Origin of the sequence: Adlercreutzia faecimuris (genome assembly GCF_022669055.1) — a bacterium.
GTDB lineage: Bacteria > Actinomycetota > Coriobacteriia > Coriobacteriales > Eggerthellaceae > Enterorhabdus > Enterorhabdus faecimuris.
The window spans coordinates 1,208,180-1,221,390 of sequence record NZ_JAJMLW010000001.1; the positions used below are offsets into that span (position 1 = coordinate 1,208,180).

Annotated in this window: 11 protein-coding genes; 9 read left to right on the forward strand and 2 right to left on the reverse strand. The window is 71.3% G+C overall.

Annotated features, from left to right (window positions below; translation table 11 throughout):
- Window positions 1–277 precede the first annotated feature (277 nt).
- On the reverse strand, window positions 278–1,267 hold the full coding sequence (locus tag LPT13_RS04580; RefSeq protein ID WP_242163969.1) for a hypothetical protein: 990 nt from the start codon (window positions 1,265–1,267) through the stop codon (window positions 278–280).
- Window positions 1,268–1,919: 652 nt separating this feature from the next.
- On the opposite strand from LPT13_RS04580, the gene LPT13_RS04585 reads away from it, so the two are divergent.
- The 4 genes from LPT13_RS04585 (at window position 1,920) to LPT13_RS04600 (ending at window position 6,051) form a co-directional block, all read left to right on the forward strand.
- On the forward strand, window positions 1,920–2,603 hold the full coding sequence (locus tag LPT13_RS04585) for a C40 family peptidase (protein WP_242163971.1): 684 nt from the start codon (window positions 1,920–1,922) through the stop codon (window positions 2,601–2,603).
- Window positions 2,604–2,909: 306 nt separating this feature from the next.
- On the forward strand, window positions 2,910–3,950 hold the full coding sequence (locus tag LPT13_RS04590; protein ID WP_242163972.1) for a FecCD family ABC transporter permease: 1,041 nt from the start codon (window positions 2,910–2,912) through the stop codon (window positions 3,948–3,950).
- 91 nt (window positions 3,951–4,041) lie between these two features.
- Window positions 4,042–4,875 (forward strand): ABC transporter ATP-binding protein, encoded by an 834-nt coding sequence (locus tag LPT13_RS04595; protein ID WP_242163974.1) that lies wholly within the window; start codon window positions 4,042–4,044, stop codon window positions 4,873–4,875.
- 54 nt (window positions 4,876–4,929) lie between these two features.
- The gene (locus LPT13_RS04600) at window positions 4,930–6,051 is read left to right on the forward strand and encodes an ABC transporter substrate-binding protein (protein ID WP_242163976.1); all 1,122 of its coding nucleotides are present in this window, start codon (window positions 4,930–4,932) and stop codon (window positions 6,049–6,051) included.
- 44 nt (window positions 6,052–6,095) lie between these two features.
- On the opposite strand, the gene LPT13_RS04605 is transcribed toward LPT13_RS04600, so the two are convergent.
- On the reverse strand, window positions 6,096–6,782 hold the full coding sequence (locus LPT13_RS04605; protein ID WP_242163978.1) for a Crp/Fnr family transcriptional regulator: 687 nt from the start codon (window positions 6,780–6,782) through the stop codon (window positions 6,096–6,098).
- Between the two features lie 155 nt (window positions 6,783–6,937).
- Here LPT13_RS04605 and LPT13_RS04610 point away from each other — a divergent pair, with 155 nt between their 5' ends.
- From LPT13_RS04610 to LPT13_RS04630, 5 genes are all read left to right on the forward strand, one after another.
- Window positions 6,938–8,140 carry a molybdopterin molybdotransferase MoeA gene (locus LPT13_RS04610; protein WP_242163980.1) on the forward strand — a complete coding sequence of 401 codons (1,203 nt, stop codon included), beginning with the start codon at window positions 6,938–6,940 and terminating at the stop codon, window positions 8,138–8,140.
- 149 nt (window positions 8,141–8,289) lie between these two features.
- A complete protein-coding gene (modD, locus tag LPT13_RS04615) occupies window positions 8,290–9,135 on the forward strand; it encodes a ModD protein (RefSeq protein WP_242163982.1) in 846 nt (281 codons plus the stop codon).
- Window positions 9,136–9,422: 287 nt separating this feature from the next.
- Entirely contained in the window at window positions 9,423–10,328 is a 906-nt protein-coding gene (gene modA, locus LPT13_RS04620) for a molybdate ABC transporter substrate-binding protein (protein ID WP_242163984.1), read from the forward strand.
- An 89-nt stretch (window positions 10,329–10,417) separates the two neighbouring features.
- Window positions 10,418–11,986: a molybdate ABC transporter permease subunit gene (gene modB, locus LPT13_RS04625; RefSeq protein ID WP_242163986.1), complete on the forward strand. Its 1,569-nt coding sequence runs from the start codon at window positions 10,418–10,420 to the stop codon at window positions 11,984–11,986.
- The gene (locus LPT13_RS04630; RefSeq protein ID WP_242163990.1) at window positions 11,983–13,089 is read left to right on the forward strand and encodes a sulfate/molybdate ABC transporter ATP-binding protein; all 1,107 of its coding nucleotides are present in this window, start codon (window positions 11,983–11,985) and stop codon (window positions 13,087–13,089) included. Before modB ends, LPT13_RS04630 begins: the two co-directional genes overlap by 4 nt.
- Window positions 13,090–13,211: the final 122 nt, after the last annotated feature.

Below are 13,211 nucleotides of genomic sequence, written 5' to 3' on the forward strand. Positions count from 1 at the left end.
CGCCGTGCGAGGGGGCGGGCCCGGCGGCGCCGTGCGGGCTGGTTGGGCGTCGACGCCGCGCCGGCTGGCGCGAGGTGTGCAGTTTCGACGACTTTGCGACGCCGCCGGCGCCCCCGCCCGAACGCGCGCCGGTAAATCCCCAGGTCAAGGGCTTTCGCCCTCGCATGATCTTCCCGATGGGTTCCGCGACCTCGCAGAAGGGCGTCCGCGCGCCCCGCATTCCGTCGCAAAGTCGTCGAAACCGCACAGCTTCGGCGGCTGGCAGCGCGCCGGGCGCTCAGCTGCCGAAGCGGATGAAGCGGGCGATCGCGTCCTGCCCGAGCCCGACGCCGAGCACGTGGCGCCGCAGCTCGCGCTGGCGCTGCTCGAAGTCGCGGCAGCGTATCTGCCGCCGCACCCCGAGCTGGCGGCGCAGCGTCGTCTCGAGCTGGCGGAACTGGCGTGGCTGGTAGATCTGGTCGTGGGTGGCCGTGACCACCGTGATCCCCAGGGCGAGGAGCGCCGTGCGCCGGGCGGCGTCGCTGTTGAGGCGGTCGGCGTCCGCATGGCAGAGGTCGCTGTCGTACTCGAGCGCCAGGCGCGCCTCGGGCCAGAGCAGGTCGCAGTCGTAGAAGCTCGCCGAGGTGGCCTCCCTCCCGCGACGTCCGGGCGTGACGCGCCGGTTCAGCTCCGGCCGCGGCAGCCCGAGTCCCCCGAGGCGGTTCGGCAGGCCGAGCAGGAGCGCGACGGCGGCCTCCATGGGGGAGTGCGCGTTCCCGCCCATGTGGGGGATGGCGCCGCGCAGGGGCTTCGCGCCCGGCGCGCCGGCGTTCGCCCGGCCGCAGGCCGCGATGCGCCGAGGGGTGGTGAGCGGCTCGGCCTCGAAGAACCCTGGCTGCTCCAGCCTGATGCGATAGCGCCCGCAGAGCTCGTGGGCCACCATGAGCAGGGCGGCGGGATGCAGGTCGGCGGCGAGGTGCAGGAGCGCGAGCTCAGGCCCCAGGCAGCAGAGCCCCTCGACGGGCTCGCGGAGCTGGGCGGCGGGGACGCGGGCCGACCAGGTGTGGAAGACGACGTCCGCCGTGTTGCGCGGGCGCTTCCCGTCGGGGGCGAGCACGTGCAGCGGCCGCGGGCACTCCGCGAGCAGGGGGTTGTCGCAGGCGACCTTGGCCACGTAGGCGGCGGAGGGGGTGCGCGCGAGCTCGCGTCCGGCCGCGGGGGCAGGGGCCCGCCGGGAGAACATGCGGAGGAGGAACAGCGCCGTGTGTTTACAAAAGATGATTTTCACGCAGGAATTCTAGCGATTCACCTGCCGGCGCACACGCCTTTTCGGCGGAAATCCCGATTTCCACAGTTGCCTTCGGAGTATTCTGCACACTTTCTTCGACTTTGTGACGGATTGGGAGGGGGAGTGGGCGCGATACTCGATTCAAGGCCGCCTGACGCGGGATAGGGCGCGCATTTCCCGGCGGCGAGGGGCCGTGACTGGCGGATCCTGTCGCAAAGTCGTCAAAACCGTGCAGTTCGGCCGGCCTTTCGAGGCGGAGGGGATGCAGTTCGGCCGGCCTTTCGAGGCGGAGGGGGAGTGCAATTCGACCGGCCCCTCAGGGGGCTGCGGGGCTATATATCAGCGGCTGAATCATGAATGAAGGACTTGCGGAGCGCCGGCGGCGAAGCTGTGGAGAGGCGCCCCGGGCGGTTGCGCGCCGGCGTTGCCCTGCCGTAACCTTCACGATGCCGATAGGGCAACCGCCCCTCCCGGCCCCGCGACAACCGGGGCCGCGGGAGCCGCCGCCGGGCCGAGGGGCCCCGGCCTCCCGTCTCGCTCGCGCCGCCTTCGCGAGCCGCGGTCGCCCGAGCCGCCCGCCGCAGAGCCGGGGGCGACGCCAAGCCGTCCCGCAAGGCGCAAGGGAAACGCGGGCCCGTTCAAAGGAATCTCCTTGATCAAAGCCAACCTGACCTGCAAGGCCGCATCGCGCGATGCGGTGGCCTCGTGCACCCGAAATCGCCTGCTGCTGGCCGGATTCGCCGTCGCGCTGTCCCTGGGGCTGGCGCTTTCGCCCCAGAGCGCGCTCGCCGACGAGGCGCCCGCCGAGGATCCCGCCGCGCCCGCGGAGGCGGGCGACCACGAAGGGCACGGCTCCGACGCCGCCTTCGGCCACGCCGTGGCGGCGCTGACCGCCACGGTCGTCAACGAGCAGTCCGCCCAGGAGATGGACGCCTACACGGCCCACCTGGAGGCCACCGCCGCCGAGGCCGTCCGCGCGTCCAAGGTCGACGCCGTGCTCGCCGAGGCGCTGTCCCACAAGGGCGCGCCCTACGCCTACGGCGGCACCACGCCGCGCGGCTTCGACTGCTCCGGGTTCACGTCGTACGTGTTCCGCACGGCGCTCGGCGTCGAGCTGCCCCGCACCGCGGCCGCCCAGGCCGGCGTGGGCGAGCCGGTGTCGATGGACGCCCTGCTCCCCGGCGACCTGCTGTTCTGGGGCCGCGGCTCGGGCGTCTACCACGTGGCCGTCTACGTGGGCGACGGCAGCTACATCCACGCCGCCGGCAGCGGCAAGGGCGTGCGCGTCCAGACGATGGAGTACTTCCACCCCACCTTCGCCAAGCGCCTGATCTAGGGCGCGACGCGCAGGGCGCCTGGCGGGCGCCGGGGAAGGGGCCGGTCCTGCGGGGCCGGCCCCGCTGCGTTGGGGGGGCATCCGATGACGCCCCCGCCTTCCCACCCGAAGCCGTTCCGCCCCTCTCCGCTCGCCTCCTTCCGCCAACCCCTTCAGGCCCCCCCCCTCCTTCATCGCCGGGGGGCTCGCTCGCCTGCCCAAGGGCAGCTTTCTCCCCCTGTTTCCCCGTTCGTGGCAAATCCAACAGATTATTCTCACTTAAATATTATTCTTATATAAGAATAATATTGAGAGAGAGAGGACGCCATGGGTCGGAAAGTGGGGACGCGGTCGCGCCGGCAAGGCATGGCGGCCATCGCGGCGGCCGCCGTCGTGCTGGCGACGCTGTTCTTCGTCTCGTTCATGATCGGGCAGTTCCCCGTCGACCCGACCGGAGTGGTCAGTGCCTTGGGAGCCCAGCTCTTCGGCCTGCCGTGCGAGGAGTCGGCGATGGCCCAGACGGTGGTGTGGAAGGTGCGCCTGCCCCGCGTCTGCGCAGCGGTGCTCGTGGGCGCGGCGCTCTCGGTTGCCGGCGCCGTCTACCAGGGGCTGTTCAGAAATCCTATGGTCTCGCCCGATATCCTAGGCGCGTCCTCAGGTGCGGGATTCGGCGCGGCGCTGGCCATCCTGCTGTCGCTTCCCTACGTGTTCATCCAGGTCAACGCGTTCGTATTCGGCATCGTTGCCGTGGCGCTGGCCTACCTCATGTGTCGCTGCGTGAGCCAGGGCAAGGACGCCGTCCTCATGCTCATCTTGGGCGGCATGATCGTGTCCACCCTGTTCTCGTCGTTCATCACGCTCATCAAGTACGTGGCCGATCCCGACTCCAAGCTGCCGGAGATCACCTACTGGCTCATGGGGAGCCTGTCGACCGTGTCGCTGCGTGACCTCGCGTTTTTGCTGCCCCCGCTGCTCATCGGCTTGGCGCCGCTGGCGTTTCTGCGCTGGCAGCTCAACGCCCTGGCCTTCGGCGACGAGGAGGCCCAGGCCATGGGGCTCAACGTCAACCGCCTGCGCGCCGTGTTCATCTTCTGCGCGACGCTGCTCACCTCAGCGTCGGTGGCCATCGCGGGCATGATCGGATGGGTGGGCCTCATTATCCCACACATGGCGCGCTTCATCGTGGGGCCCAACTGCAAGGAGCTCATACCCATGTCGTTCCTGCTGGGAGGCTGCTTTCTCCTGGTGGTGGACAACGTGGCCCGCAGCCTCTTCACCGTGGAGGTGCCGCTGGGCATTCTAACCTCCGTCATCGGCGCTCCGTTCTTCTTCTACCTGCTGTTCAAGCGCAAGAGGGAAGGAGCCTGATGCGGGATGACGTGCGATACCCGCCGCGGCCCGGCGCGGGGGAGCGTTGGCCCCGCGCGGGGGCGAGGGTCGACGACGGAAGGGAGGGAACATGGGTGGCATGAGGATGGAGGCGCGCGAGGTGCGCGCGGGCTACCGCGGACGCGACGTCGTGCGCGACGTGAGCTTCACGCTGGACAGCGGCGAGGTGCTGTGCCTGCTGGGTCCCAACGGCGTGGGCAAGACGACGCTGTTCAAGTCGCTGCTCGGGTTCATCCCGCTCACGGCCGGCAGCCTGACGGTGGACGGGCGTCCCGTCAACCACCGCGACCGCAAGGCGACGGCCTCGCTTATCGGCTACGTGCCCCAGGTGCATGAGCCGCCGTTTCCCTTCGTCGTCCATGACGTGGTGGTGATGGGGTCCATCTCCCGCGCCGACCCGCTCTCCGGGCCCCCGCGCAGGGCTTTCGAGGAAGCTGATTCCCTGCTCGAGCTGCTCGGCGTGGGCTACCTGCGCGACCGGGTGTATACCGAGATCAGCGGCGGCGAGCGCCAGATGGTGCTCATCGCCCGGGCCCTCATGCAGAACCCCTCGTTCCTCATGATGGACGAGCCCACCTCCAACTTGGACTTCGGCAACCAGATGCGGGTGCTTGCCCAGGTGTGCGCGCTTGCGCGACGCGGCGTGGGCGTCATCATGACGTCGCACTTCCCCGACCACGCGTTTCTGTGCTGCGACAAGGCGGCCGTCATGAGCCGTGGCGAGCCGTTTCGCGTGGCGTCGGTGGATGAAATCGTAACCGAGGGCACCCTCGAGCGCGCCTACGGCATTCCCGTGAAGGTGGCGTCCATCGACGTGCCCGAGCATCCCGACGGCAGGGTGACCACCTGCGTACCCCTGCTCAAGACCAAGGAACGCCCCTGTCCCTGCGAGGCGGCGGGCTGAGAGAGTCGGTAATCCGCCCGCGGGAGCGGGCGCGCGAGAAAGGAGCGGATGAGGATGGACAAGGCTGAGAAGGAGCTGGTGATGATGCGCGCGATGACGCGCCGCCGGTTCATGGAGCTGGCCGGCGCGGCGGGCGTGACCGCCGTGGCCGCGCTCGCCTTGGGCGGGTGCGCGGGAGGCGGCTCCAAGGATGGAGGCGCGTCGTCGGGCGACGCGGCCCCCGAGGCCGCCGCGTCGGCGCCGACCGTCGTCGTGGACGCCAAGGGCAACGAGTTCGTCATCCCTGAGGCGGTGGATCGCATCGCCATCACCTGCAACGGCGGCACCACCCAGGAGGTGGCCATCTTCGGGGGCGCCGACAAGATAGTGGCCCAGCCCTCCATGACCAAGTTCCCCCAGCTGTTGAGGATGTACCCGCAGTTCGAGTCCGTGGTCAACGCCGGATCCTTCGACGACCTCAACATCGAGGCGCTCATCGCCACCGAGCCGGACGTGGCGCTGGTGGGCATCAGCTCCGACAAGGGCAATGCCCAGATAGCCGACGTGGGCATCCCCACCTACGTCATGCTCATTGGCTGGGCGGCCGTCGACACGCTCAAGCAGGAGTTCCTCAACGTCGGCCAGATCGTGGGCGGCGGGGCCGGCCAGGCCAAGGCCCAGAGGCTCGTCGACCACTGGGACGACGTGTTCGCGCGACTGGACGCGCGGCTGGCGAAGGTGCCCGACGCCGAGCGCAAGTCGGTCTACTACCTGAGCAAGGCCGATGTCACCGCGGCCAACAAGGGCGACTGGGGCCGCGAGTGGGTGGCCGGCTCGGGCGGCGTGTTCGCCGTGCCCGATGCCGACCTCAACGGCGAGGTGACCGTGGAGAAGGCGCTTGAGTGGAATCCGGATGTCATCGTGGTGCAGAAGGGCGCCGACCTGAACGAGCTCTACGCCAACGAGCAGGTCGGGGACATGAGGGCCATCCAGGAGCGCCAGGTCTACACGGTGCCCATCGGCGCCTTCTGGTGGGATCGCCCCTGCCCGGAGGCCACCCTCGGGTTCCTGTGGCTGGCCAAGACGCTCTATCCCGAGCAGATGGCCGACGTGGACCTGGAGGCCGAGACCAAGGCGTTCTTCCGCGACTTCTACGAGTACGACTTGTCCACCGAGGAGTACGAGTCGTTCTTCTAGGGGAGGCGGGCGGCGCGGAGGCCGGCCGCCCCGGCCCCGCGCCGCTACCGGAGGGGGCGAAGCAGCTCGAAGCGTCGCCGCCGGAAGCGGATGAGCCCCTCGTCCTGGAGGCGCCCCAGCTCATGGGAGAGTGCGCTGCGCTCGACGTAGAGGAGATCGGCCAGCTCCTGGCGGGAGTAGGGGATGTCGAAGGCATCGGCGCCGGCCGCCTCGGCCTGTTGGGCGAGGAAGGCGAGCGCCTTCTCGCGCGTGGTACGCTGGGACAAGATCCCGAGGCGCCGCAGGAGGTCGGCGTTCATCCGCAGGGCGATGCGGGCGAGGTTCTCGCGGATGCGCGTGACATGCGCCCTGCAGCAGGGCCTGGCCTCCACCGCGGCGTCAAGGTCGAGGACGAGCACGTCGCAGGGCTCGACGGCCACCACGCACCCGTGGGAGGGGGCTTCGAGCCCAAAGAACCGCTCGGCGGCGATGGCCGACCCGGGGGCGTACTCGCCTAGGATGGAGGTGTTGCCGGCGACGTCGTAGCTGACTAGCCGTGCGTGCCCGGCACAGAGGTAGCCCGTGTGCCGTTGCCGGCTGCCCGGCTCCACGATATGCTCCTGGCGGTCGTAGCGGCGGACGCTGGCGTTGAGGCAGCGCAGCACCCGGGGCACCTTCTCCGCCGGCACCCCCTCGAAGAGGGGGAGGCGGGCGTAGCGGCTCGCGAGGCTGTGGTCGTCGGGCTGGGGCACGGCATGCTCCTTCTGCTTGCGAGGGGAGGGGCGGCCGGCGCCGCCTGGCCGCATCCGGCGCGGCCAGGTATTATTGTAGGGTGACTATATTCTAAATCAAGAATAATACGGAGAGAGGCCCGCGGCGCTGGCCGGCGGGAGGAACGGAGGGAGCCATGAAGTTCGATATCGATGCCGCGCTCACGCGGGACGAGGCCCTGGGGGCGCTGACGTCGCGGTGGAGTCCGCGGCTCTGCGAGGAGGCGGTTCCGGCGGCGCGGGCCTGCGGCCGGGTGCTGGCCCGGGACTGCCACGCGCGCTACGACCTGCCGCGCCACCGCGTGTCGTCCTTCGACGGCATCGCCGTGCGCTCGACGGACTTCGCCGACGGCATGCCCGACACGGCGGGCTGGAAGCTGGGGCGCGACTACGTGCGGGCCGACACGGGGGACGACTTCCCCGACGAGTTCGACGCGGTGGTGGCCATCGAGGACGTGGAGCTGCGGGAGGACGGGTCGGTGGCCGTCGATCCGGGCGTCGAGGTGCGCCCCGGCCTGGCGGTGAAGCCGGCCGGCGCCACCATGGCCGACGGCGAGCTGCTCTACCGGGGCGGCACCCTGCTCACGCCCGAGGCCATCGCGCTTCTGGCCGCCGGCGGCTGGGCTGAGGTGCCGGTGCTGCGCCGCCTGCGCGTGGGCTATGTGCCCACCGGCACCGAGCTCGTCTCCGTGGGCGTGGAGCCGACGCGCGGGCAGAACGTCCAGACCAACTCGCTCGCCCTGGGGGCCTACTGCGCCCAGTGGGGTGCCGACTTGGTGGCCTACGACATCGTGGCCGATGACCGCGACGCCCTGGCCGCTGCCCTTGACCGCGCCCTGGCCGAGTGCGACCTGGTGCTCGTCAACGGCGGGTCGTCCCGCGGGTCGGAGGACTTCAACTCCGAGCTTTTGGCCGAGAGGGCGTCGTTCTTCGCCCACGGCGTGCGGGCGGTGCCCGGGCGTCCCATCGGGCTGGCCATCGTCGGCGGCAAGCCGGCCGTGAACGTCCCCGGGCCGATGATAGCTGCGCTCTTGGCGGCAGACTGGCTCGTCCACGGCCTGGTGTGCCACGGCTACGGGCAGCCCCTGCCGCGCCGCGTGGCGGTTCCGGCGGTGCTCGATGCGCCGCTCGGCGCGCGTCCGGGCTTCGAGCAGCTGGCTCGCCTGGTGCTCGCCGAGCACGACGGCGTCCTGCACGCCGCGCCCGTGCCGGCTGGTGCCACCCTGGCTCAGAACGTGGGCGCGGTGAACGGCTTCGTCGCCGTCCCCGCCGGAGAGCGCTGGGAGACGGGTTCCATGGTGGACGTGGAGGTGCTCGGCACCGTGGCGCCGATGCTCTAGCGCGCGACGCGAGGGCGCCCGCCGGGCGCTCGGGGAAGGGGGCCGGTCCTGCGGGGCCGGCCCCTCTCTTATATAGGGGGCCTTTGCCAGCGGGCGGCCGATTCGCTACCCTGTCTGACGAGAGAGAAGCCCCGCAGAGAGGAACCGCCATGACCGTCCGATTCTCCCGCGCGCGCATCGACGAGCTCATCGCCGAGGACGTGCCCTACATCGACCTGACCAGCACCGTGCTCGGCGTCGGCGACGCGCCTGGGCGCCTGGAGTACTTCACGCGCGAGGACTGCGTCGTGGCCGGCACCGACGTGGTGGCCGCCGAGGCCGCGGCCCTCGGGCTCGAGGTCGCCGCCACGCGGGCGCCCGGCGAGCGCGTGGCGGCGGGGGACGTGCTCCTGGCGGCGGAGGGCCCGGCCTGCCAGCTGCACCTGCTGTGGAAGGCGGGGCTCAACGTGCTCGACCACCTGTCGGCGGTGGCCACCAAGACCCGCGCCATGGTGGACGCGGCTCACGGCGCCAACCCGGCCTGCGAGGTGCTCACCACGCGCAAGTCGCTGCCGGGCGCCAAGGACCTGCTGACGGCCGCGGTCATGGCCGGCGGCGCCTTCCCGCACCGGCTGGGGCTGTCCGAGACGGTGCTCGTCTTCGACCACCACCTGGCGTTCATCGGCGGCTTCGACGCCTTCGTCGCGCAGCTGCCGGCCATCCGCCGCCGCTGCGTCGAGAAGAAGCTGTTCGTGGAGGCCGACGCCGACCAGGCCCGGGTGCTCGCCCGCGCCGGGGTGGACGGCATCCAGCTGGACAAGGTGCCCGTGGACGAGCTGGCCGCGCTCGTGGCCGAGCTGCGCGCCATCGACGAGCGCCTCACCCTGGTGGCGGCCGGCGGCATCAACCCGTCCAACGCCGCCGCCTACGCCGCCACCGGCGTCGACGGCCTGGCCACCACCGCCCCCTTCAGCGCCAAGCCCCTCGACATGAGCGCCCGCATGCTGCCCCTGTAGGCCACGCGGGGGAGGGCGCATGCGGGGCGCGCACCTCCCGTGCGCATCGGCGCGAATGCCCGCCCCCTCCTCGGAAGCGCGCCGGGGACGCGCGCGCCGAGGCGGCCGGCCGTGCGCGGGGGAGGGGCTCGCGCCTGGCGGTACCTCTCGCGATGATTATCCTCAAATACAAATAATTTTCTTTGACTATATTCTCGATAAAGAATAATATACGTCTCGAAGGATCGCTTACCGGAGCGCTTAGGGTTTTGCCCGGCCGGCGATGGGATCGGATGAAGGAGGAACCCATGAAGAAGGCACGGGCCGCGGCAGCGGCGGCAGCCACCCTGGCCCTCGTCGGCGCGCTGGCGCTCGCCGGCTGCGCGGGCGACGGCGCGAAGGCGGGGGCCGGCGACGGCGCGAAGGCGGGCGACGCCCCCCAGTCCCAGCCGGCCGAGTCGGTGCAGCTGCAGGTGTTCGCGGCCAACTCGCTCACCAAGGCCATGGCCGAGGCCCAGGCACTCTACACCGAGCAGCACCCCGGCGTCACCTTCGCCGACACCCAGTACGAGGCGTCCGGCACGCTCAACGAGATGCTCGGCGCCGGCCAGTACGCCGACGTCCTCATCACCGCGTCGGCGGGCACCATGGACGCCGCGGTGGAGAAGGGCTACGTCGACGAGGGCACGCGCCAGACCCTGTTCCTGAACGACCTGGTCGTCGTCACCAAGCAGGGCGGCCCGCTGGTGGGGAAGGACATCACCCTGGCCGACATCGCCGCCGGCGCCTACACCCTGGCCGTGGGCGACGAGGCCGTGCCGGCCGGCAACTACGCCTGCCAGGCGCTCTCCACGGTGGGCGGCTACCTCGAGCCGGACGGCAAGACGGGCGCCGAGGCCACGGGCAAGGGCGGCCAGTTCTCCGCGACGCTCCAGCCCCTGGTGACGCTCGGCGCCAAGGTGGGCGACGTGTGCAAGTACGCCGAGACGGGCGACGTGGACATCGCCATGGTCTACACCTCCGACGTCTACCGCATGGGCGGCGTGGAGATCGTCTCGGTGGTGCCCGGCGACACCCACAAGAAGATCCAGTACCCCGGCGCCGTCTGTGCCGACTCCGAGCACGCCGAGGCCGCGGCCGCCTTCCTCGAGTGGTGCCTGACCGACGGGGACTGCGCCAAGATCTGGCAGAAGTGGGGCTTCGAGCTGGCCTAGCGGGGGCTTACGGAACGCTCCTTGTTCTGGAATAATACGGAGGGCGGGTCGCAGGGGGCGTCCCGCCCTCGTCATCTGAAGGGACGTCCATGGATACACGCAGGCAAGCGCGCCGCGCATCGGCGCTGGGGGTGCTCGCGGCGCTCGCGCTCGCGTGCGCGCTCTGGGCCGCCGCGCCGGGGGCCGCCCGCGCCTGGGCCGACGAGGCCGCGTCCGCCGCCGGGGAGCCGGTGGAGGTGTCGGCCGACGGCGCCGCCGCCCGCATCGAGGGCGTCGCCTACGCGGCCGAGGCCTTCGAGTGCGCCCGCACCGGGTCGGCTCGCGCCATCGGCGGCGTGGACTACGGCTACGCCTACCAGATGCCCGGCCCCGACGTGGTGACGGTGGTCAACACGGCCGACGTCGCCGTGCTGTTCATCCCGCGCGCCGTGGCCGACGAGTTCGGCATCGACCCGGCCGACGAGGCCTCGCTCGCGCCGCTCAAGGCGCTCCTCGTTGCGCTGGACGACAACTACGCCGCGGGCGTGAGCCCGCTTGGGCGCCAGGACGCCTGGGTCGCCTTCGTCGGCGATCCCGGGGGAGCCGAGGGCGCGGCGCTCATCCGGGGCGACGTGACCTTCGCCTTCGGCCGCGAGCTGGCCGAGGGGCGCTGGTACGCCACGGTGAGCGGCCCGGACGCGGGCTTCGACGTGAAGGCCGAGGTGGCTCCGGCGCAGATGGACACCTGCCGGCTCGTGCCGGCCGACGCCGCCGTCATCGCCGGCGCGGGCGGCCCCCTCGACGAGCTGGGGGCCTTCCTCGCCGAGCTCGACTGGTCGCCCCTGTGGATCACGCTGCGCACCTCGGGCACGGCCATCCTCATCGTGTTCTTCCTCGGGCTCGCGGCCGCCTACTTCACCATGCGCATCTCCAGCCGCGCCCAGGACGTCTTCGACACCCTCTTCACCATCCCCATGGTGCTGCCGCCCACGGTGTGCGGCTTTCTGCTGCTCATGCTGCTGGGGCGCAACACGGCGCTCGGCCAGTTCTTCATCGACGTGGGCTTTCCGCTCGTGTTCAGCTGGCAGGCCACGGTGATCGCCGCGGTGGTGGTGGCCTTCCCGCTCATGTACCGCAGCGCGCGCGGCGCCTTCGAGGCGCTCGACCCCAACATGATGGACGCGGCCCGCACGCTCGGGTGGTCCAACCCCCGCATCTTCTTCCGGCTGATGCTGCCGCTGGCGTGGTCGTCCATCGCGGCGGGCACGGTGCTCGCCTTCGCGCGCGCCCTCGGCGAGTTCGGCTGCACGCTGTTCCTCGCCGGCAACCAGCTGGGATCCACGCGCACCATCCCCATCGCCATCTACTTCGAGTGGATGAACGGCAACCAGGCCGCCACCTGGTTCTGGACCATCACGCTCATCGTGTTCAGCTTCGTGGTCATCCTGTTCATCAACCTGTGGAGCCGCCACACCACCAAGTACCGCCGCAGCGCGCGGCCCGACGGGCGCTCGCCCAAGCCGCGCCGCAACGGGCGGCGGCCGAGCGGCGAGCGCGGCGCGGGCCGCCCGGTAGGCGGGCCCGGGGCGCGGGACGGCCGCGCGCCGGCGACGCTGGCGGCCGCGGGCGACGACGCCGGAACCGCGGCGGCGGGCCCGGCCGGAGAGGGGGCGCGATGAGCCTCGAGGTGGACATCCGCAAGTCGTTCGGCGCCTTCACGCTGGACGTGGCCTTCGCGGCCGGGGACGAGACGGTCGGGTTCCTCGGCGCGTCGGGCTGCGGCAAGAGCCTCACCCTGCGCTGCATCGCCGGCATCGAGACGCCGGACGAGGGCCGCATCGTGGTGAACGGCCGCGTGTTCTTCGACTCCGAGGCCGGGGTGAACCTGACGCCGCAGCAGCGCAAGACGGCGCTCCTGTTCCAGAACTACATGCTGTTCCCCAACCTGACCGTGGCCGACAACGTCGCCGCCGGCATCGGGCGCGACGTGCCCCGGGTCGAGCGCGAGCGCATCGTGTCGGCGGAGCTCGAGCGCTTCGGCCTGCGCGGCTTCGGCCAGCGCTACCCCGCGCAGCTCTCGGGCGGCCAGCAGCAGCGCGTGGCGCTCGCCCGCATGCTGGCGGCGCGTCCGGGCATCCTCATGCTCGACGAGCCGTTCAGCGCGCTGGACGCCCACCTCAAGGGGCTTCTGGAGCAGAACCTGGTGAGCCTGTTCGACGCCTTCAGCGGCACCATCCTGTACGTGAGCCACGACATCGACGAGGCCCTGCGCTTCTGCGACCGCATCGCCGTGGTGGAGGCCGGGCGCATCATGGAGATCGACACGGGGGACGACCTGGTCAACCGCCCGCAGTCCGAGGCCGCGCTCAAGCTGTCGGGCTGCAAGAACGCGCCCGAGGCCCGCTACGCCGGCGACCATCGCGTGCTGCTGCCCAAGTGGGGCGTCACGGTGGAGACGGACGAGGAGGTGCCCCCCGACGTGCGGTGCCTCGGCATCCGCGCCTCCTACCTGGAGCGGGCCGACGGGCCGGGGCCCAACTGCTACCGGGTGCGGGTGGACCGCGTGAGTGACTCGCGCTTCGAGCGCACGGCGCTGCTCGGGTTCGTCGATCGCGAGGAGGGCGCGCCCGACGCGGTGGGCAGCGACGAGAACGAGATGACCTACCTGCACCAGCACCTGTTCTGGCGCGTGAGCAAGCTGCGCTCAGACGGCCTGCCCCAGGCCGGCGAGGAGCTGTGGGTGCGCATCCCGCCCGACCGCATCTACCTGGTGACGCGCTAGGGGCGGCCGCCGGGGACGGGCGCGTTGGGTGGCGCGCGGCGCGCAGGGCGGCGCGGCGCCGGACGGGCGCGCGAGGGCGCGCCCTTTGTCCTCGCTCGTGTATAATGGCGCCGAGAAGAAGA

What these genes read in the sequence shown, in the direction of transcription:
- LPT13_RS04590 (WP_242163972.1), top strand. Translation starts at nt 2,910, where the DNA reads ATGGGTCGGAAAGTGGGGACGCGGTCGCGCCGGCAAGGCATGGCGGCC.
- LPT13_RS04595 (WP_242163974.1), top strand. Translation starts at nt 4,042, where the DNA reads ATGGGTGGCATGAGGATGGAGGCGCGCGAGGTGCGCGCGGGCTACCGC.
- LPT13_RS04600 (WP_242163976.1), top strand. Translation starts at nt 4,930, where the DNA reads ATGGACAAGGCTGAGAAGGAGCTGGTGATGATGCGCGCGATGACGCGC.
- LPT13_RS04610 (WP_242163980.1), top strand. Translation starts at nt 6,938, where the DNA reads ATGAAGTTCGATATCGATGCCGCGCTCACGCGGGACGAGGCCCTGGGG.
- modD (WP_242163982.1), top strand. Translation starts at nt 8,290, where the DNA reads ATGACCGTCCGATTCTCCCGCGCGCGCATCGACGAGCTCATCGCCGAG.
- modA (WP_242163984.1), top strand. Translation starts at nt 9,423, where the DNA reads ATGAAGAAGGCACGGGCCGCGGCAGCGGCGGCAGCCACCCTGGCCCTC.
- modB (WP_242163986.1), top strand. Translation starts at nt 10,418, where the DNA reads ATGGATACACGCAGGCAAGCGCGCCGCGCATCGGCGCTGGGGGTGCTC.
- LPT13_RS04630 (WP_242163990.1), top strand. Translation starts at nt 11,983, where the DNA reads ATGAGCCTCGAGGTGGACATCCGCAAGTCGTTCGGCGCCTTCACGCTG.